General features: G+C 72.4%; 17 protein-coding genes and 1 riboswitch. Of the genes, 1 reads left to right on the top strand and 16 read right to left on the bottom strand.

All coding sequences use genetic code 11. The annotated features are described in order from the left end of the window. Positions 1–146 precede the first annotated feature (146 nt). Positions 147–2,888 carry an NACHT domain-containing protein gene (locus ACFY9V_RS20520; protein ID WP_391162279.1) on the bottom strand — a complete coding sequence of 914 codons (2,742 nt, stop codon included), beginning with the start codon at positions 2,886–2,888 and terminating at the stop codon, positions 147–149. 452 nt (positions 2,889–3,340) lie between these two features. Here ACFY9V_RS20520 and ACFY9V_RS20525 point away from each other — a divergent pair, with 452 nt between their 5' ends. Continuing rightward, positions 3,341–4,108, top strand: a complete 768-nt coding sequence (locus ACFY9V_RS20525; protein ID WP_391162281.1) for a methyltransferase domain-containing protein — start codon at positions 3,341–3,343, stop codon at positions 4,106–4,108. Here the strand turns inward: ACFY9V_RS20525 and ACFY9V_RS20530 are convergent. The 15 genes from ACFY9V_RS20530 to ACFY9V_RS20600 form a co-directional block, all read right to left on the bottom strand. Further along, positions 4,105–5,115 (bottom strand): exopolyphosphatase, encoded by a 1,011-nt coding sequence (locus tag ACFY9V_RS20530; protein ID WP_391162283.1) that lies wholly within the window; start codon positions 5,113–5,115, stop codon positions 4,105–4,107. The genes ACFY9V_RS20525 and ACFY9V_RS20530 overlap by 4 nt on opposite strands. Next, complete coding sequence (locus ACFY9V_RS20535; protein WP_391162285.1) at positions 5,112–5,714, bottom strand: DUF501 domain-containing protein; 603 nt, start codon at positions 5,712–5,714, stop codon at positions 5,112–5,114. The genes ACFY9V_RS20530 and ACFY9V_RS20535 overlap by 4 nt, the downstream gene beginning before the upstream one ends. A 41-nt stretch (positions 5,715–5,755) precedes the next feature. Continuing rightward, positions 5,756–6,250, bottom strand: coding sequence for a septum formation initiator family protein (locus ACFY9V_RS20540; protein ID WP_355346914.1), 495 nt, complete (start codon positions 6,248–6,250; stop codon positions 5,756–5,758). A 138-nt stretch (positions 6,251–6,388) separates the two neighbouring features. Beyond that, positions 6,389–7,669: a phosphopyruvate hydratase gene (gene eno / locus ACFY9V_RS20545; protein WP_355346911.1), complete on the bottom strand. Its 1,281-nt coding sequence runs from the start codon at positions 7,667–7,669 to the stop codon at positions 6,389–6,391. A gap of 168 nt (positions 7,670–7,837) precedes the next feature. Continuing rightward, positions 7,838–8,572 carry a transglycosylase family protein gene (locus tag ACFY9V_RS20550; RefSeq protein ID WP_391162286.1) on the bottom strand — a complete coding sequence of 245 codons (735 nt, stop codon included), beginning with the start codon at positions 8,570–8,572 and terminating at the stop codon, positions 7,838–7,840. A 3-nt stretch (positions 8,573–8,575) separates the two neighbouring features. Beyond that, positions 8,576–8,759: riboswitch (cyclic di-AMP (ydaO/yuaA leader) on the bottom strand. A 305-nt stretch (positions 8,760–9,064) separates the two neighbouring features. After that, positions 9,065–10,114: a transglycosylase family protein gene (locus tag ACFY9V_RS20555; protein WP_391162288.1), complete on the bottom strand. Its 1,050-nt coding sequence runs from the start codon at positions 10,112–10,114 to the stop codon at positions 9,065–9,067. Positions 10,115–10,411: 297 nt separating this feature from the next. Then, on the bottom strand, positions 10,412–11,725 hold the full coding sequence (locus ACFY9V_RS20560; protein WP_391051607.1) for a cytochrome P450: 1,314 nt from the start codon (positions 11,723–11,725) through the stop codon (positions 10,412–10,414). Positions 11,726–11,799: 74 nt separating this feature from the next. Then, entirely contained in the window at positions 11,800–12,510 is a 711-nt protein-coding gene (locus ACFY9V_RS20565) for an endonuclease V (protein WP_391162289.1), read from the bottom strand. 5 nt (positions 12,511–12,515) lie between these two features. Next, positions 12,516–13,619, bottom strand: a complete 1,104-nt coding sequence (locus tag ACFY9V_RS20570) for a nucleoside triphosphate pyrophosphohydrolase (RefSeq protein WP_391162290.1) — start codon at positions 13,617–13,619, stop codon at positions 12,516–12,518. 72 nt (positions 13,620–13,691) lie between these two features. Next, the gene (locus ACFY9V_RS20575) at positions 13,692–14,360 is read right to left on the bottom strand and encodes a SurA N-terminal domain-containing protein (protein WP_355346893.1); all 669 of its coding nucleotides are present in this window, start codon (positions 14,358–14,360) and stop codon (positions 13,692–13,694) included. 181 nt (positions 14,361–14,541) lie between these two features. Next, a complete protein-coding gene (locus tag ACFY9V_RS20580) occupies positions 14,542–15,645 on the bottom strand; it encodes a glycoside hydrolase domain-containing protein (protein WP_391162291.1) in 1,104 nt (367 codons plus the stop codon). A 124-nt stretch (positions 15,646–15,769) separates the two neighbouring features. After that, on the bottom strand, positions 15,770–16,552 hold the full coding sequence (locus ACFY9V_RS20585; protein ID WP_355346890.1) for an HNH endonuclease family protein: 783 nt from the start codon (positions 16,550–16,552) through the stop codon (positions 15,770–15,772). Positions 16,553–16,650: 98 nt separating this feature from the next. Further along, positions 16,651–17,175, bottom strand: a complete 525-nt coding sequence (locus ACFY9V_RS20590) for a hypothetical protein (RefSeq protein ID WP_391162294.1) — start codon at positions 17,173–17,175, stop codon at positions 16,651–16,653. Between the two features lie 193 nt (positions 17,176–17,368). Next, entirely contained in the window at positions 17,369–17,734 is a 366-nt protein-coding gene (locus ACFY9V_RS20595) for a hypothetical protein (protein WP_391162296.1), read from the bottom strand. An 11-nt stretch (positions 17,735–17,745) separates the two neighbouring features. Beyond that, positions 17,746–18,303 carry a hypothetical protein gene (locus ACFY9V_RS20600; RefSeq protein WP_391162297.1) on the bottom strand — a complete coding sequence of 186 codons (558 nt, stop codon included), beginning with the start codon at positions 18,301–18,303 and terminating at the stop codon, positions 17,746–17,748. Positions 18,304–18,695 lie beyond the last annotated feature (392 nt).

Genomic DNA, 18,695 nt, shown 5'->3' on the forward strand with positions numbered 1-18,695 from the left:
GACGCCCGTCACACCGCCGAAACACTCTCCCGCCAAGGATTCAGGGGGTTTGACACGCGGTCACCTTGGAAAATTTGGGCCGCGGGGCGGGAACTTCATGTGAAGAGTTTCACAAAGCTTTTCCGGAGGAGGGTCCTCCGGCCGGGTCATCCGGCCCCCGTGCGGGTGAAGACGTGGGTCGTCCGGGTCCCCGGCGCGGCCTCCATCGTATGGGTCCAGTGCAGGAAGCCGGCCTCCTGAAGCTGCTGGTCGAGCCCGTCGTCGCCGTGGGAGTAGAGCCGGAATTCGGTCAGCGCGGGGAAGCACTCACGGAGCCGTTTGAGGTAGTCCGCGACCTCGCCGACGCCGAACACCATGTCGGACCTGACCGCGAGGACGGACAGCCCCGGAAAGCGCTCCGCCAGCAGCCGCGGATCGAGCGTGGCCGGGGCGGCCCGCACCGACAGCAGCCATACCGCGCGCCGCGCTTCTGCGGGCCACAGCCCCGCCATGCGCCACGCGCTCAGGCCGCAGTCGGGACAGGCGCAGTCGTCGAACCACAGTTCCTGGACGCCCGGCGCCGTCGGCACCGGGAACCGGTCGTGCCGGACGGAACCGTCGAGGGACAGCACCAGCAGGGCGGGCGGCAACTCGAGGCCGGACAGGCCCGGCTCGGGGTCGACCAGACGCAGTGAGCGCAGATTCCGCAGCCGCCGGACGACCGCGTAGCTGTCGGCGGCGCCGTCGACCGTGAGGTCCGTGACGCCGGTCAGCCGGTGGAGATGGGGCAGCTCGTGCGGCCCCACCGTCAGCGGCCCGAGCCAGGACAGTTCGGAGAGCACGACATGGGCGAACTCCGCCGTGTCGAAGTCGGGCCACATGCCGACCAGCCGCCGCTCGGTCTCCAGGTCGGGGACCGCGGCGAAGCGGGCCAGCAGCCGCATGGCGGAGGGCCCGCCGACCAGGCGGCAGGTCTCCAGGATCGCCCGCACCACGCCGGGTGCCAACTCGGGCCGGGGGCCGGGCATCTGATCGAGCACCACCTCGCCGAGGTTCGCCAGCGCCGCGGCCTGCGCCGGATTCTGCGGGGGGATCAGCTCCGCCGCCCGCCGTCTCGCCTCGTCGACGACGCGCGGGTCGATCGCGGTGCCGTCGCCGACGCAGTCCACGGCGAGAACGGTCAGCCGCAGCCGGTGGGCCTTGTCCCGACGGGCCCGTTTCAACAGGGACTTGATCAGGTGATCGCGCTCGGAGTCCCGCGCCCGCCCGGACACCATCACCACGACGTCCTGCCACTGGTCCTCGTGCGCGTGCTTGATCAGCAGGGCCAGATCGCCGTCGTTGAGCAACTGGTCCGCCGCCAGGTACTCCTGGAAGGTGCGGTGCACGAAGTCCACCGAGTCGTGCGCCGGGGCGCGCAACAGCCCCGACCGCTCCAGCAGTTGGCGGGCCACGGCGGCGGATTCCTCGGGGTACTGCGCCGAGTCCGCGAGGTACGCGGCCACCCGCCCGGTGAGCTGGGCGAAGGAGATCTCGGTCAGATCGTTGCGGATCATCCAGTACGCGAGCCTGCGCAGCAGCATCTCCTGGACTCCGCTGCGCAGCCGCGGGCCCTCCACCGCGATGTTCCGCTGCTGGTCGCGGCGGACCAGCAGCATCTCCAGCGCCGCGTCGTACACCTTGACCCGGTCGTCGGGAAGCTGCATGTCCCGGTCCCAGTGCAGCGCGCAGAGCAGGGCGCACAGCAGCGGGTTCCCGCCGAGTCTGCGCAACTCGCGCCGCTCGGACAGGCTGCGCACGAGAGCGTGCTCGTACGTCGTCAGGCGCGCCCGTTCCTCCGCGTCCTCGGCGGTGGACCGCATGGTGGTGTGCCAGTGCTCGATGAACTGGTTCTGGTCCGACGGACCCATCGGGGCCAGTTCGAAGGAGGCGAAGCCCATCGGGGCGAGCCAGCGTTCGGTCACGGCCGCCTGCCGCGAGGTGACGACATACCGGCAGTCCGGGTATCCGCTGGTCAACTCGCGCAGCCAGTCGCGGACTTCGTCGCGGCGGCTCGCGGGCAGTTCGTCCACGCCGTCGATCAGCACCAGGCTGTGCGCGGAGTCCAGCGCGTCCCGGACGAAGCCGTCCGGCGCGACGTCGGCGAGCGTCCTGGCGGCGTAGGTCAGGAAGTCCTCGGGGGCGGGCAGCGGCCGTTCGGCGAAGTGCCGCAGCGGGAGGAAGAACGGCGTCGCGCCGTTCCACCGGCCCATCGGCTCCGGCAGATCGCCCCGAATGGCCCCCACGGCAAGCCACTTGAGCAGCGTGGTCTTGCCGGAACCGGCGTCTCCCCTGATCAGCACCCGCTTGGCGGCGTGGATCGCCTCCTGCACGCGCTGGGCGCTGCCCTCGCCCTGGACGGTGAGGCTGATGTACGACGTGCTCATCCGGTAGCGGAAGTCCGAACGGCGCAGTGTCACACCGAACAGCTCCATCGTGTCCAGCAACGTCTCCACGCACGGGTGGTACTTGGCGAGGAACGCCTGCTCGGCCGCGGTGCGTACGGCCGCGGCCGACGGCGCCGGTTCCCCGTCCGCCGCGGCCTTCGCCGTCAACGTCGCTTCCCGCTCGGCCGACTTGGCCCGCACCCACCGCTCGCGGCACTCGCGCCGGACGGCCTCCGCGCGCTCCCGGCCGCCGCCCTCATGGAGGACGCAGGCCACCGCGATCGAGACGGCGTCGTCGACCGAGGGCAGGCTCTCGCCCTGCAACGCCCGGCCCAGCGTGGACTTCGGTACGGGGCGGCCGCGCGGTACGGCACCGGTCAGCCGGGCCAGGACGGCCAGCGACGGGTCGCCCGCGTGGGCCCGTAATCGTGCCAGCCACACCGCGAAGTCGGCCGCCGCCGACAGGTCCTCCGACTGATCCATGCCCCGCCGTTCCGGTCTGCCCAACCCTGTCCAGCCCTGCCCGACCCTGCCCGACCCCGTCCAACCCTGTCCAACCCTGTCCAACACTGTCCAGCATCTTCCCGCGTGCTGGAGGCGGTGTCCGGGCTCCGGCTCAACTCGTCACGTACACAGAGAAGAAGGGGAAGGACATCGTGACGGACAGCGAGACGGCGGCGGCAGCCGCGCGGACGGAATTCAGCTGAGAAAGTGTGCCGGCGCTCGCCCCGGGAGGCCCTTCGCCGGGCTTCCGCGGGGCCGCCGGGGACGTGCGGGCGGCCCCCCGGCGGACTCCCCCGGCCGGGTCGGGCCAGGCCCGCAGGCGGCGCGCGAAGGGGTCGCCACAAAGGCTCTGACCTGGGCTTTCATGCCCGATGGGCCTAGCGTTCTCCCTGTCGGAAACGCCGGAGAAGACCGGAGAAGAGGGGGCTGGCGTGGAGCGGGACATCAGGTCGGTGGAGGACGTACTGAGACTGCTGGACGGGCTGTTCGCCGGGGACGCGGACCGGTGGACGGCAGGGGCCGCCGGGTGGTGGGACGGGTTCTACGGGGACCGGGAACGCGGAGTGCCGTTCTTCGTGGACAAGCCGGACGAGAACCTGGTGTCCTGCCTGGACCGGGAGGTGGTACGGCCGGGACGGGCGTTGGACCTGGGGTGCGGGCCGGGGCGCAACGCGGTGCTGCTGGCGCGGCGCGGCTTCGAGGTGGACGCCGTCGACCTGTCACCGGCCGCCGTGCGATGGGCGCGGGAGCGGGCGCGCGCGGCCGGGGTGGAGGGAATCCGCTTCCACGAAGGGGACGCCTTCGCGCTGAGCGAGGGCGGCGACGGCGACGGCATGGGCGCGGGCGCGGGCGCGTTGAGCGGGCCGTACGACCTGGTCTGCGACTCCGGCTGCTTCCACCATCTGCCGCCGCACCGCAGGATCAGCTATCTGGCGCTGCTCGACCGCGTGCTCGCCCCCGGCGGCCATCTCGCGCTCACCTGCTTCGCCGCGGGGGCGATGGGCTCGGAACTGCCCGACTCGGACTTCTACCGGGACGCGCGGCTGCACGGCGGCCTCGGCTACACCCCCGAGTCGCTGCGCTGGATCTTCTCCGGCCTGACCGAGGTCGAACTGCGCCGCATGCGCGACGAGCCGAAGGACTCCCCGCACTTCGGGGAGCCCTTCCTCTGGACGGCCCTGTTCCGCAGAGACGGCTAGGGCCTGTCCCGGCCCGCCGACTCCGCCACGGCGTACGCGATCCCGTCGAGGATGTCGTGTTCGCTGACCACGACCTCCTTCGCGCCCGTGCGCTCCATGATCCGCAGCAGCACCAGCGCGCCCGCGCCGATCACGTCCACGCGGCCCTCGTGCATCACGGGGATCGCGGCGCGCTCGGCGTGGGTGGCGGCCAGCAGCCGCGCGGTGATCTCCGCGACCTGCTCGACGGTGATACGGGAGTGGTGGATCGCGGCGGAGTCGTACGCGGCCAGGCCGAGCGCGATGCCCGCGACGGTGGTGACCGACCCGGCCAGACCCACGAGCGTACGGACCCGGTCGAGGGGGACGGCGCGGGCCGCCTCGTCCAGGGCGGCGTCGATGTCGGCGCGGATCGCGGCCACCCGGTCGCCGGTCGGCGGGTCGACGACCGCGCCGTCCGCCACCAGGTGCCGTTCGGTCAGGCGGACGCAGCCGATGTCGACCGAGCGGGCGGCGGTGACCGTGTCGTCGCCGAGGACGAACTCGGTGGAGCCGCCGCCGATGTCGACCACCAGATACGGCGTGTCCAGGGCCTCGGCGCCGGTCAGGCCGCGGGTGGCGCCGGTGAAGGAGTAGGCGGCCTCCTGGTCGCCGCTGATCACCTCGGGCTCGACGCCGAGGAGGGAGACGACTCCGCGTACGAAGTCGTCCCGGTTCTCCGCGTCGCGGGACGCGGAGGTCGCCACGAAGCGGACGCGGTCCGCGCTGACGCCGTGCTCCGCGATCACCTCCGCGTACTCGCGGCAGGCCGCGAAGGTCCGCTCCAGCGCCTCGGGGGCCAGCCGCCCCGTGCGGTCCACGCCCTGGCCGAGCCGGACGATCCGCATCCTGCGGTCGAGGTCGGTCAGCGCGCCGGTCGCGGGGTCGACGTCGGCGACGAGCAGCCGGATCGAATTCGTCCCGCAGTCGACGGCCGCCACGCGGACGGTCGTGCCCCGCGGCCCGTCGGTCGCCGTACCGGTCGTCACGCGGACTCCTCCGTCTCGGGGGCGGTCCCGGTCGCGGTTCCGTTTCCGGTCCCGGTCGCGGTCGCGGTTACGGTTCCGGTCTCCGTCGCGGGGGCGACGCACGGGCCCTTCGCCCACCACTCGGGCAGCATGGCGATGGCCTCGTCGCCGAGCGGGTTCACGCCGGGGCCCGCGGCCAGGGAGTGGCCGACGAGCACGTGCAGGCACTTGACGCGGTCCGGCATGCCGCCCGCGCTGGGGAAGCCCTCCAGGACCTCGATGGCGTCGCGCCGCGCGATGTAGTCCTCGTGGGCCGCGCGGTAGGCCGCGGCCAGCTCCTCGTCCTCGGCGAGCCGGGCGGTCATCGTCTTCATCACGCCGTCGGCCTCCAGCGTGCCGATCGCGGACGCGGCGCGCGGACAGGTCAGGTAGTACAGCGTCGGGAAGGGCGTGCCGTCCTCCAGCCGGGGCTGGGTCTCGACCACGTCCGGGTTGCCGCAGGGGCAGCGGTGCGCGATCGCGCGCAGGCCGCGCGGCGGGCGGCCGAGCTGCGCCGTGAACGCGGCGACGTCCGCGTCGGTGGGCGGGGTGGGGGCGGTGGGCTCGGGGTGCTTCGTCATGGGCCGTTCTAGGTCGGGGGCGGTACGCGGGGAGCGAGGGGTCAGTGCCGGGGCGCGGCGGCGGCGTCGGCGTGGTCGAGGCTGTCCCACAGATTGTCGTACCAGGGGCGGTGTGCGGCGGCCTCGTTCGTCGTCCGGTGGTCGGCGGCGGCGTCCCCGGTCGGGGCCGGCGCCGCCACGTTGTAGCCGGTCTCGCCGGGCAGGACGAAGTGCAGGTGCTCGCGGGCCTGCGTCCGTACGTACTGCGGGTCCTGCCAGCGCGCCTTCTCCTCGCGGAGCTCCTCGACCCGCTGGCGGGCCTTCTGGGCCTCGCGGCGCTGGTCGGCGATGTCGGAGCGCTGGGCGATGTACTGCCGTGTCGGGTAGGCGAGCGCCACGACCAGGGCGCACAGCACCAGGGCGAGCAGCGCCGCGCGGCCGGTGAGCTTGTTGCGCCGCGGCGGGCGCCGCTTGGCCGCCGCCCGGTACACCCGGGCCTGCGCCTCCTGGCCGATGGCCTTCAGCCGGGCCGAGGTGGAGAACCGATCCGCCCCCACGTCGTGTCTCCCCTCGCCGTCCTCGCACGCCGTCGCGTCCACACGCTGCCGTACGGGCGCGCACGCCAGTACGTCCCCGCCCACGGTACGGGACCGGGTGCGGGGACGTACGGAGGCCGGGGCCCGGAAACGGACGGCTCAGTGCTTGAAGCGGGGGAACGCCGAGCGACCCGCGTACACGGCGGCGTCGTCCAGGATCTCCTCGATCCGCAGGAGCTGGTTGTACTTGGCGACGCGCTCGGAGCGGGCCGGGGCGCCGGTCTTGATCTGGCCGCAGTTGGTGGCGACGGCCAGGTCGGCGATGGTGACGTCCTCGGTCTCGCCGGAGCGGTGCGACATCATGCACTTGTAGCCGTTGCGCTGGGCCAGCTCGACGGCGTCCAGCGTCTCGGTGAGCGAGCCGATCTGGTTGACCTTCACCAGCAGCGCGTTCGCCGTGTCGTTGTCGATGCCCTTCTGCAGGCGCTCGGGGTTGGTGACGAACAGGTCGTCGCCGACGATCTGCACCTTGCTGCCGAGCTTCTCGGTGAGGACCTTCCAGCCCGCCCAGTCGTCCTCGAACAGCGGGTCCTCGATGGAGACCAGCGGGTAGGAGGCGACCAGGTCCTCGTAGTACTCGGTCATCTCGGCGGCCGAGCGCTCCTTGCCCTCGAACTGGTACTTGCCGTCCTTGTAGAACTCGGAGGCGGCGACGTCCAGCGCGAGCGCGATGTCCTGGCCGGGCGCGTACCCGGCCTGCTTGATGGCCTCGATGATCAGGTCGAGCGCCTCGCGGTTCGAGCCGAGATTCGGCGCGAAACCGCCCTCGTCGCCGAGGCCGGTGGACAGGCCCTTGGTCTTCAGCACGCCCTTGAGCGTGTGGTAGACCTCGGCGCCCCAGCGCAGCGCCTCGGAGAAGGACTCCGCGCCGACGGGGGCGATCATGAACTCCTGGATGTCGACGTTGGAGTCCGCGTGCGAGCCGCCGTTGAGGATGTTCATCATCGGCACGGGCAGCACATGCGCGTTCGGGCCGCCCAGGTAGCGGAAGAGCGGCAGGTCGGACGCCTCGGAGGCGGCGTGCGCCACGGCGAGCGAGACGCCGAGGATCGCGTTGGCGCCGAGCGAGGACTTGTCGGGCGTGGCGTCCAGGTCGAACATCGCCTGGTCGATCAGCCGCTGCTCGGTGGCGTCGTAGCCGACCAACTCCGGGCCGATCTGCTCGATGACGGCGAGGACGGCCTTTTCGACGCCCTTGCCCTGGTAGCGGTTCTTGTCGCCGTCGCGGAGTTCGAGGGCCTCGAATGCGCCGGTGGAGGCGCCGGACGGGACCGCCGCGCGGCCGGTGCTGCCGTCGTCGAGGCCGACCTCGACCTCGACGGTGGGGTTGCCTCGCGAGTCGAGGATTTCCCGGGCTACGACGACGTCGATGGACGGCACGAGTGTCTCCTTCAGTCCTTCTGAGATGTCTCTGTCTTTTTCGACCTGAGCCTAACCGTCTTCGGTGTCGCGCCCGGTACCGAGCCCGGACCCTGAGACGGAAAAAGGCCCCGGCCGGGCACGCTCGGGGGAGAGTACGTGCCCGGCCGGGGATCACATCCCGTGGCCTCAGCCCAGGTGCAGGTGCTGGCCCGGGTAGATCAGGTTGGCGTCCTGCACGATGTCCTTGTTCAGGTCGAACAGGTGCTGCCAGCCGCCGGAGACGTGGTGCGCGGTGGCGATCTTGGAGAGCGAGTCGCCGGAGACGACGGTGTACTCGCCGTTGCCCTTGCCGTGGCTCTTGTGGTGGGTGACCGGCGCGGAGGTCTCGGCCGGGGCCGGGGTGCTCTGCTGCTGCGACGGCTGCGAGGAGCTGTCGGAGGAGCCGGTGTTCGAGGAGTCCGAGCTGCTGGAGCCGGAGGAGCTGGAAGAGCTGGAAGACGACGACGAGGAGGAGGACGACGACGAGGACGGCGACGAGGTGTCGACGTTCGCCGCGGAGCCGCCCGAGGTCAGGTTGCCGGCGCCGGCGCAGGCCCAGGCACCCGGGCCCTGCATGGCGAGCAGCTTCTCGGCGGTGGCGATCTGCTGGTCCTTGGTGGCCAGGTCGGCGCGCGCGGCGTACTGGGTGCCGCCCGCGGCCTCCCAGCTCGACTGCGAGAACTGGAGGCCACCGTAGTAGCCGTTGCCGGTGTTGATGGACCAGTTGCCGCCGGACTCGCACTGGGCGACGGCGTCCCACGTGGAGACGGAGGCGGCGGAGGCGGAGGTGGCTCCGAGGAGCGGTACGGCGATCGCGGTGCCGGTGACACCGGCGAGCGCGGCGATGCGGACGAGCTTGGACGTACGGCGGTGCTTAGCCATGGTTCGTGTCCTCACCGACGCCTGCGAGGTGAGCTGTCGGGTTCGGGCGTGAGTTGCCCGGCCGGATCCGCGACCGCGGATTCCGTGCTTAACCCCGAGCCGGTGCGTTCCGCAGGCTGCGTGCCGTACGAACGTGACCGGCGAAAGACCTTGGGTCCCCCGCTCCTGCCTACGGCGCTTTCGCGTCGACTGTTCCCGTCGGTCGGCGGCAGGACTCGGCGTTCCTGACCGGCGGGGCCCGCTGTGGCGAGCGATGACGACGCTAAGCACAGGCGCCGGAAAGGACAAACATCCGCGTTCCGCCCCCGCACCGCTCCCGCCCCCAGAGCGGGTTCAGAGAATCGCAGGTCACAGGGGCCGGTTTCAGCGCTCTGCGAGCGGGCGGTCACAGGGGCGGGCGAGAGGCTTGTCACACGGGCCGCGGAGGACGTCGTACGGTTCGTCCGGTTTGCCCCCGCGGCCGTGACGGACGGTCAGAAAGACGCGGAGCCCTCAGCCGAGGTCAAGTGTCAGGATCTGACCCGGTTTGATGAGGTTCGGGTCCTGGCCGATCACCTGCCGGTTGGCGTCGTAGAGACCGCTCCAGCCGCCCTGGACGTGGTGGCTGGAGGCGATACCGGCGAGCGAGTCGCCGTACGCGACGGTGTAGTCGTGGCCGCCGTCGGCGCTGTGTCCGGTGTCGCTGGCGCCGGTGGCTCCGGTGCTGCCGTCGTCCGAGCCCTTGCCGGTGTCCGTACCGCTGTCCGCGCCCGCGTCCGTGACGGCGGTCAGCTCCGTACGGGTCGCCTGGTCGGCCGCGGCCAGCTCGGCGTCGGTGGGCACGTACGGCTTCGCGTGGCGGCCCGTGCCGGGCGTCGCGGGCGCGTCGGCGGTGGGCGAGCCCGGAGTGTTCCGCGAGCCGTCACCGGGCGACGTGGGGGTGACGGGGGCGGTGGTGGGCGCCGTGGGCGTCACCGGGGTGACCGTCGAGCCGTCGGCGGGCCCGGTGGGCGTGTCCGTCCCCGGCGCGGTCGGGATGATCGTCGGCAGCGACGGGTCGGTGTTCGAGCCCCCGGTGCCGCCGGAGCCGCCGGTCGTGGCGTCGCCGGAGGGCGGGGTCGAGGCGGACGGCGCCGGGGTGGTGGGGGTGGCCGCGGGCGTGCCGCCCGCCACGGGCGGCGTCACGGCGTCCAGCAGCCCCGTACCGTCCTCGCAGCCGGGCCAGGCGTTCGGCCCGAGGTCGGCGAGCATCCGCTCGGCGACGGCGATCTGTTCCGTCCTGGACGCGAGGTCGGGGCGTGGCGCGTACGCCTGGCCGCCGTAGGCGTTCCAGGTGTCCTGGGTGATCGCCAGGCCGCCGTAGAAGCCGTTGCTCGGGTCGGCGCTCCACAGGCCGCCGGTCTCGCATATCGCGACTTTGTCCCACGTGCTGGAGTCCGCGGCGTGCGCGGCCCCCGCGCCGAGGAGCGGGAGTGCGATCCCCGCGCCGGTCGCCGCGACGGTCACCATGGCCGCCGGGGCCTGTCGCGGTCGGCGGTGCCGGCCGTTCCCGGACGAGAGCATGCGGTCGCCTTTCTCGTAAGCCTTACGCGCCGGAGCGCGGTGCGTGACGTGACGGCGGCGGGGAGCGGGCCGGAGCCCGCCGACGTTGCTGGTGCTGTTGCTGCTGTCTCCGCTTCCGCTTCCGTGACGTCCGCCGCGTCTGGCGCGAGCCGTCCGCGAGAGGTGGCCGTCCGTACGCACCGTGCCCGTACGAGCGACCGCGCTTCTCGCGTTGACCGCAGAACGTAGCGGTGTTGGCCAACGGATCACAAGTCGGTGTAGCGATCATCACGTCGCGATCACGACCGTGACGCGCCGTCACTTCTGTTGCGCGGCCTCGGCGGTGAACGACACCGGCAGCGTACGCAGTCCGCGCATGATCAGTCCGCCGCGCCAGCGCAATTCGGCCGGATCCGCCGCGAGCCGCAGGTCGGGGAGGCGGGTGAGGAGGGACGCGAGCGCCGTCCTGGCCTCCAGCCGGGCCAGCGGCGCGCCCAGGCAGTAGTGGATGCCGTGGCCGTAACCGAGGTGGGGATTGTCACGCCGGGCCAGATCGACGGTATCGGGCGCGTTGAAGCGCGCGGGGTCGCGATCGGCCGCCGCGAGTACCACCAGTACGGGGTCGCCCGCCGCGATCGACTGACCGCCGAGGCTCAGGTCGCCGGTCGCGTAACGCCAGGTGGCCAGCTCCACCGGGCCGTCGTAGCGCAGCAGTTCCTCCACCGCGGTCTCCAGCAGGCCGGTCTCGCCCGCGGCCAGCGACTCCTGGAGGCGGGCGCGCTGCTCCGGGTGGCGGAGCAAGGTGTGCACCCCGTTGCCGATGAGGTTCACAGTCGTCTCAAAACCGGCGAAGAGCAGGATGAAGGCCATGGCGGCGGCCTCGTTCTCCGTCAGGTGCTCGCCGTGGTCGCTCGCCCGGATCAGACCGGAGATCAGGTCCTCGCCCGGGTCTTCTCTCTTACGGTGGATCAGCTCGACCAGATACGCGCGCATCCGCTTCACCGACCGCGCCACTCCGCCGCGCGGGCCGCCGCCGTGCCGGATCATCATCCCCGCCCAGTCCCGGAAGTCGTCCTGGTCCTGCGGCGGCACGCCCAGCAGGTCGCAGATCGCGTAGATCGGCAGCGGGAAGGCGAAGTCGTGGATGAGGTCCGCCTCGCCGCTCGCCGCGAAGCCGTCGATGAAACGGTCCGTCAGCTCCTGCACCCGCGGCCCGAACTCCGCGACCCTGCGCGGGGTGAACGCCTTCGACACCAGGCGGCGCAGCCGCGTGTGGTCCGGCGGATCGATGTTCAGCAGATGCGTCATCAGATCCGCGCTGCGCTCCCCCGGAATCCCGGTCTTCCCCTTCGCCCCCGCCGACTCCGCGTGATGCACCGGATTCTTGCTCAGCCGGCCCTCCGCCAGCGCCTCCCGCGCGTCCGCGTACCGCGTCACCAGCCACGCCTCCACCCCGCTGGGCAACGTCGTCCGCCGCACCGGCGCGTGCTCCCGCAGCCAGGCGTAGGCGGGGTAGGGGTCGGTGGCGAATTCCCACGTGAAGAGGGTGGGGCCGCCGTCGGCCGGGTCGGTGGGGGCGGGGGTGGGGCCGGTGGGCGAGTCGGCGGTGGGGTCGGTGGTGGGGTCGGTCATGCGCCGACGCTATCCGGCCCGGCCGCGTTCCCGGCTCACCGGGACCTGGCCGTTGCGGGGGCGGGGCGGGGGCGTCAGGGGCTCTCTGAGGTTGTGGACGCCAGGGCGACGCGGCTCAGGCGGTCGGACTGGCGGGTGGTTTCGGGGAGGCGGTAGGCGGGGGCGAGGGTCAGGGTGTGGGCGCAGGCGGTGGCGAGGTCGATGCCGTGGCCGGTGGAGACGTAGACGGGCTTGACGCCGGTCCGGGTACGCAGGGCGCGGCCGACGGTTTCGCCGCCGTCGAGGAGGTCGGCGTACGCGCCGCGCTCCGGGGCGAGGGCGTCGGGGTCGTAGCGGCCGACGAACGGGGTCTTGGCGACTCCGGCGGTCGGCAGCCCGGTGAGCACGCCCAGGTGGCAGGCGAGGCCGAAGCGGCGCGGGTGGGACAGGCCGTGGCCGTCGCAGAGCAGCAGGTCGGGGGTGGCCCGCAGGGTGCGCAACGCCTCGACGAGGAAGGGCAGTTCGCGGAAGGCGAAGAGTCCGGGCACGTACGGGAAGGTCGTGGTCGCGGTGGCCGTGGCGCGCTCGACCACGTCGAGCGTCGCGGTGTCGATGACCACCACGGCCGCCGCGACGAGGTCCCCGGTGCCGCGTCCGTCGCCCGCGTAGGCGACGTCGAGCCCGGCGACCAGGCGGGGCGCGGCCGGTCCGGGGCCGCGGTGGTCGGCCAGCGGGCGCAGCCGGTCCTGGAGCGCCAGCGCCTCCGCCTCGTCGGCCGGCCACGCGTGCGGCACGTCGACGCGCATCGGGGCTAGCCCGCCTCGGTCGTACGGGGTGGCTCGGCGGTACGGGTCCGCTCCGCCGTACGGATCGCGTCGCGGTAGCGGCGGGCCGCGTGGCGCAGGGCGGCTTCCGGGTCGAGGCCCGCGGCCTGGGCGGCGGCGGCCTCGGCGAGGAGGTGGTCACCGAGGGCGGTCTCGTCGGTGGCGGGCGTGCCGGGGGCGGGGGTGCCGTCGGCCGGGGTGCCGTCAGCCGGGCTGCCGTCAGCCGGGCTGCCGTCGGCCGGGGTGCCGTCGGCCGGGAGCGGGAGGCCGGCCTCCCGGGCGCGGCCCGCGAGCTTGGCGGCCAGGGCGAGGGCGGGCGAGGCGAGGGGCACGCCGTCGGTGACCGAGTCGCGGGACTTCTCGACGCCCTTGAGACGGATCCAGTTCGCCCGCACCTGCTCGGGGGTCTCGGCGACCTCGTCGCCGAAGATGTGCGGGTGCCGGTGGACGAGCTTGTCCACCAGTCCCCCGGCCACGTCGTCGATGCCGAACGGCTCCTCGGGGTCGCCCTCCGCGATGGCCGCGTGGAAGACGACCTGGAGCAGGACGTCGCCCAGCTCCTCGCGCACCGCCGCGCGGTCCCCCTCCTCGATCGCCTCGACCAGCTCGTACATCTCCTCGATGCCGTACTTCGCCAGGTCCTCGTGCGTCCGCAGGCTGCTCCACGGGCACTCGGCCCTGATCCGGTCCATCACCTGGACGAGGTCGAGCAGCCGGGCGCCGGGCAGGTCGTACGAGCCGGGCAGCAGCTCCAGGTCGGGCATGGCGACCCGTCCCGAGCCGCCGAGCCTGGCCAGTTCGTCGGTGACGGCCGGGTCGCCCGCGCCGCCGCCGGGCGGCAGATAGACGACCGTACGGCCGCCCGCCGTCGCGTCCACCAGCTCGCGCCCGCCGGGCGTCGCCAGCTCGACCCGCACCCCCGCCTCGCGCAGATACGGGAGCTGCGGATGCTCGGGGTCGGCGCAGACCACGAGGTCGGCCTCGCGCAGCGTCTGCCAGGCGGGCCAGGAGAGCTGTCCCGGCGCGACCCGGTGGCTGGTCGTGAGCAGCACCAGCCGCCCGGGCGCGTTCGCGTCGTCTACGTCGTTCACCCCTCGAACGTACCCCGGACCACCGACATGCCCTGCGGGCGGCCGCTGCCCGGACCGCGCGGCCGGGTCCGCCTACGCGCTCGGGTCCGCCGGGGTCGCCGTCTTGGTCACGACCCACGGCTCGTTGGTGGCGCCGACGATGGCCTTCTTGGCGTCCCAGGTGCCGTAGCGCGGGTTGACGTCCACGCCGAGCGACTTCGCGGTCTTGGAGATGACGGCGATGGCCGCCGCGTTCCCGGTGTCGCTGCCGGGCTGGAAGCCGAGGCTCTGGATCAGCTTGCCGACGGCGATGTTGGTCCGCAGGAAGGTGTCGATGCCGGACGGCACGATGTCGTACTGCTGGAGCAGCGCCGCCTCGAACTGGCTCTCGTCACCGCCGAACTGCTGCAACGCCTGCGCGTGCGACTGCTGCACCTCGGCGGTGCTGACCGAGAGCCCGGCGTCGGACACGGCCTTGTCGATCACCTTGTTCTGCACCAGCATGCTCAGCGTCTGCTGCGGCAGCTTGCCGCTCTGCCCGATGAGCTGCGCCGCCTGCGGCGACTTGCTCTGCGCGTCGCGCACCTGGTCGACCTCGTGCTGGAGCGTGGCGATCGAGATCTTCTGGTCCCCGACCACCGCCGCGGCCCCCGGGTGCGCGGGTCCCGAACCGCACGCGGTGAGGGCGGGCGATGCCGCCAGCAGCGCGGCTGCGGCGATCGAGACGGCGGTGCGGCGGCGGACCATGGTGCCTCCCGGCATGGGAACGACCTAGCGGTACTGAAGCGATGATCGAGTACGAGGATATGGACCGGGGCCCGCCGATTTCCAGCACTCGGCGCAAACGGCTCTCCTCGCGGGGGAGAGTACGCCTCGCGGCCGGGCCGCCGCGCACCCGGTGGGCCCTGCCGCCTTTGTCCCCGCCACCCTCACCGCCCCGCCGTCAGACGACGGCGACCGGGGCGTCCCAGGCGTCGCGGTCCACGGTCAGCGTGACGCCGCCGTAGGTCTCCTTGGAGTTGACCAGGAACTGGTGCCCGCGCCGGTGCCCGGTCCACAGATTCGCGGCGAACGGGAAGCCGGAGGTGGTGCTGTTGACGCCGTCGTACTTGGCGTACCAGAAGGCGTCCGGCATGTCGTCCATGGTCGCCTTGGCCGCCGCCACGGCAGCGGCGCTGGACGAGCTGAAGCCGTAGAAGCCCGCCAGGTAACCGCCGGTGTGCAGCGCCCGGTTCCACGCCTGGACGTAGGTGAGGACGGCGTTGTTGCACGAGGTGTCGGAGACGGCGTACGGCTCCATGTCGAGGTAGAGCGCGCTGGCCGGGCGCATACCGAGGGCCGCGGCCTTCTTCACCGCGTCGGCGCCGTCGCGCGCGCCGAGCGTGGCCGCGTTGGCCGCCGTGAGCCGTTCGGGGCTGTTGCCGGTCTGGCAGGGCGGCTGCGCGCCGACGTAGATCGGGATGAGCTTCCAGCCCGCCGCGCTGACGGTCGTCACCCACGAGGACGTCAACTGGGGTTGTGCGCAGCCGCGGTTGGCGCCGCCGATGTAGACCGCGGCGGCGCCGTAGGGCGAACCGCTCTTCCAGGACGCCATCTTGCTCGCGCTGGGCGCGGTGCAGGTGTCGAAGGCGAGGCCGGTGAAGGTGCGGACGAAGCCGCTGAACGGCGCGGCCGGACGGCGGGTCTGGCGGGGTACGGACGGCAGGGAGCCGGGGACCGAGGCGACCGGGTTGCCGGGCTTGGCCGTCTGGGCGGCGGCCGGGGCGTGCGACGCGGAGGGGCTGCCGCTCGGGGTGCCGGCCGGGGAGCCCTTCGGGGCCGCGTTCTTGGCGCCGTTCGGTGCGTTGAGGGTGCTCGTCGCGCCCTGCGGGGCGTTCGCGTCGGCGGACCGGTTGGCGGCCTGGCCGGCCGCCGCCGACCCGCCCGTTCCGCCGCCGGACGTGGCGCCCACGGCGAGTGCGCCGCCGCCCCCGACGACGATCACTGCGGCGACTGTCGCGATGACGCGGTACCGCATCGGCTTGGGCAGGCGACGGCTGTTCGACACGGGGTCCTCTGGGGGCTCGGGCGGCGCGATCCACCAGAGGCGATCGGAGTGATCGCGGTGCGCGCGGCCAGCAAAGTATGGCGGGGCCGCGCGCCGTTGACAATCACACCGCGGCCCCCCGGCGTCACCCTCCGCACTGCGCGAGCATCGTGTCCTTGTCCGCGCTGGTCACCGGCAGTTGGTACTTGATCGAGACCTGTGCGACCCGGACCGCGTACGAGCACCGGATCTGCTTGTTCGGCGGCAGCCAGGACGCCGGTCCCGAGTCGCTCTTCGAGCCGTTGGACGGGCCGTCGACCGGGATGAGGTTGAGCGGGTCGTTGGCGATCGACTCCCGCTTGTCCTTGCTCCAGTGCGCCGCGCCCATCTGCCAGTCGTACGACAGCGGCATCACGTGGTCGATCTGGACGGTGGTGGCCTTGGTCTTGGTCCACTTGATGACCCGGCCGGTGTACGGGTCGTTGAGCGTCATCGTCGCGATCACGCACTTGGACGTGCCCTTGTAGTGGACGTCGTCGCCGTCCCGCTTCAGCAGGTCGTTACGCGTGTCGCAGCCGTTGTGCGCGAAGGGGACGGAGGGCGCGGAGTCCATCCACGCGGCGCCGAACTGCGCCCGCGAGTAACCCGTCTTGGGGCCGCGGCCCTTGGTCTTCACCTTGGCGATCAGGTCGCGCGCCTTCTTCTTGTCGGCGTCCGAGGTGATCGCGGCCAGACCGGCCTTCGTCCCGTCCGGGTTGTCCAGCGGGCTCACCGCCCGCCCGTTGCCGGCCGCGGGGCCCGCCGCTCCCGACGGGTTCGCGCTGCCCGTCGGGTCGGCGCCGAGCGTCGTGTCCTTGCACCCCGCCACGCCGATCACCGCGAGCAGGGTCGCGGCGCAGGCGAGGCGCCGGGATATCCGTCTGTCCATGTACGCACCTCGGAGGTCGTCGTCCGGGGACGCAACGGCACCGCCCCCCTGCCCCTACACAATCACGCCTGCCCCGGCGTGCCCCACTTACGTCGTCCTCATCTCCCCGTCTCCCCAGGCCGCCCACCGAATTGACCGGCCGCCAGGGCCAGCCAGCGCCGCCCCGCCTCCCGTGACCTCTCGCGGATCGCGCCGTCCGCCGCCCCTGACGTCAGGTCGGCGATGTCCTGCCGCTGTGTCTCGTCCTCCCCGGTCAGCAGATCGGCGCCGCAGCGCCGCCCGAGCCGGAACGCCATGTCGCGCAGGACCGACGAGCACCCGAGGACCGGCTCCGCGCCCATGGCCGTGTGCAGCGCCACCGCCCCCTGATACGCGAACGCACGCGCCCCCGACGTCCCGTCACCCTCGACCAGTTCCCGCATCCCCTCGATGCGCCCGCGCCCCTCCGTCAGCGTCCCGGGCGTCCACAGCGCCTCCAACTCCTTTGCGTACGCCTCCAGATCCGCCGTGCGCCCGTCCCCGGCCACCACCCAGAACAAGATCGCCGCCGCCCGCTCGGCACAGGCCGCCCCGAACACCGCCGCCTGCACCCGTGTCGCGCTCCGCGCGAACTCCCCCGTCACCGCTTCCGCCCCCCGACCCTCACTCGATAGATTCCCGCCGTGGGCACGGGACTTCACCCCAGATCGCGCGGCGGGTCGTACTCCTCGTCATGGCCGACGTAGAGACGCGTCGGAGGAATGGAGACCATACACACGTCTCCCGCTCGCAGCTCCGATGCCGCCGGGACGACCACTTCACTGGCGACCGTCTCCGTCAGCCCTGTTCGACCCATGTGTACCGCTCCCACACCGTCTGTCGGTCACTGGCCTCCAGGAGGACCTCGGGGCCCGTCGTGGGAGGTAGGAGACAGCCCTTCGGCCAGGTGATCTCCTCCCCTGCGACAGTGATCACCGTGTCTGCGGAGTCGTCGGACGTCTGAAGGTTGTAGAACGTCCGGTCCCGGAACAACGTGACCGTGGAGAACTCCGGCTCCACGGTCACGATGACGCAGTCGTCCTCACCGTCGTCCAACGTCAGACCCATCGACGTGCCCGGCGGAACCGCGCCGACCACCGTTGCGAGGTCCGACAGAGGGACCTTCGAGTTCCGGTAGGACGGGTCCCACGTCTCCACGGTCACGACGCCACGTGTCATTGCGCCGCGAAGCCTCGGAGTACAGCGGCAAGTTGCTCGCTGTACGCGTCGCAGGATGCCTCAAGTCGCTGGCGTACGGCGGACGTCAGGAGATCCGCACCGGCCGGGGCGGCGAGAACGGCGTCGTGACACTCGGCCTCGACGGCGAGGTTCCGGGTGCCGAAATACCCCAGCCCGTAAACACGCAGGGACTCGTCGACATCAGCGAGCCAGCGCTCGCGGGTCTCTTGACCGGCGACCTCGGTGAGCGAGCCGGCCATGTAGTCGTCAAGGTAGACGGCCGTCGCGCGGGCGACGTCGATGATCCGCTCGGTGTCGGCCTCGCTCATCTCGCCGAGAGCGTCCGCGAGCATCAACCAGCCGTTGAGAGCTTCCAGTTGGAAGCTCTCCGCGAACTCCGGCTCGATCTCGGACTCGAACAGCGGGGCGGCGGTCAACGCGGCGACCGCCCGGGCGAACTCCGCACCGCTCCCACCGTCCGCCACGTCCGCCCCGGCCCGGAGCAGCTCCGCGAGCGCCGCCGGGTCCACTCCCCACTCCTCGGGCATCGCCATACCGACCAACGGCCCCCGCAGTCGCCGCAGGGCGAAATACGCCGCCTGGCAGCGCTGCCCCCGCCCCATGGCCGCGACCTGCGCCGACAGCCCTTCGTTACTCAACCCGTCCGACCGACTCACCGTTCCGCCCACCTACCCGGTCCTCCCGGCACCGACGACGAATTCCGTCCTTGAGCGCTCGTCGCACGATCATCATCTGACATCGAACCCTGGGTACCGAGCCGCCCAGTCCTTGGCAACCCGCTTGACAGTCGCCGCATCCACCGCGCTCACGGGTTCACCTCCACTGTCACGTTCACACCTCGCGGTTGATGCAACCTGTGAAATCCCCCAGGACCGCAAGCAGGCAACGGAGTCGCGCTAGTGCTCTGACCGCTCCAACGAGATGG

The organism is Streptomyces sp. NPDC008317 (genome assembly GCF_042955955.1).
GTDB lineage: Bacteria > Actinomycetota > Actinomycetes > Streptomycetales > Streptomycetaceae > Actinacidiphila.

Excerpts from the sequence above, each read along its gene's own strand:
- ACFY9V_RS20575 (WP_355346893.1), bottom strand. The coding sequence starts at position 14,360 with ATGCCGGGAGGCACCATGGTCCGCCGCCGCACCGCCGTCTCGATCGCC.
- ACFY9V_RS20520 (WP_391162279.1), bottom strand. The coding sequence starts at position 2,888 with ATGGATCAGTCGGAGGACCTGTCGGCGGCGGCCGACTTCGCGGTGTGG.
- ACFY9V_RS20560 (WP_391051607.1), bottom strand. The coding sequence starts at position 11,725 with ATGACCGACCCCACCACCGACCCCACCGCCGACTCGCCCACCGGCCCC.
- ACFY9V_RS20585 (WP_355346890.1), bottom strand. The coding sequence starts at position 16,552 with ATGGACAGACGGATATCCCGGCGCCTCGCCTGCGCCGCGACCCTGCTC.
- ACFY9V_RS20555 (WP_391162288.1), bottom strand. The coding sequence starts at position 10,114 with ATGCTCTCGTCCGGGAACGGCCGGCACCGCCGACCGCGACAGGCCCCG.
- ACFY9V_RS20600 (WP_391162297.1), bottom strand. The coding sequence starts at position 18,303 with ATGGCGATGCCCGAGGAGTGGGGAGTGGACCCGGCGGCGCTCGCGGAG.
- ACFY9V_RS20550 (WP_391162286.1), bottom strand. The coding sequence starts at position 8,572 with ATGGCTAAGCACCGCCGTACGTCCAAGCTCGTCCGCATCGCCGCGCTC.
- ACFY9V_RS20565 (WP_391162289.1), bottom strand. The coding sequence starts at position 12,510 with ATGCGCGTCGACGTGCCGCACGCGTGGCCGGCCGACGAGGCGGAGGCG.
- ACFY9V_RS20535 (WP_391162285.1), bottom strand. The coding sequence starts at position 5,714 with ATGACGAAGCACCCCGAGCCCACCGCCCCCACCCCGCCCACCGACGCG.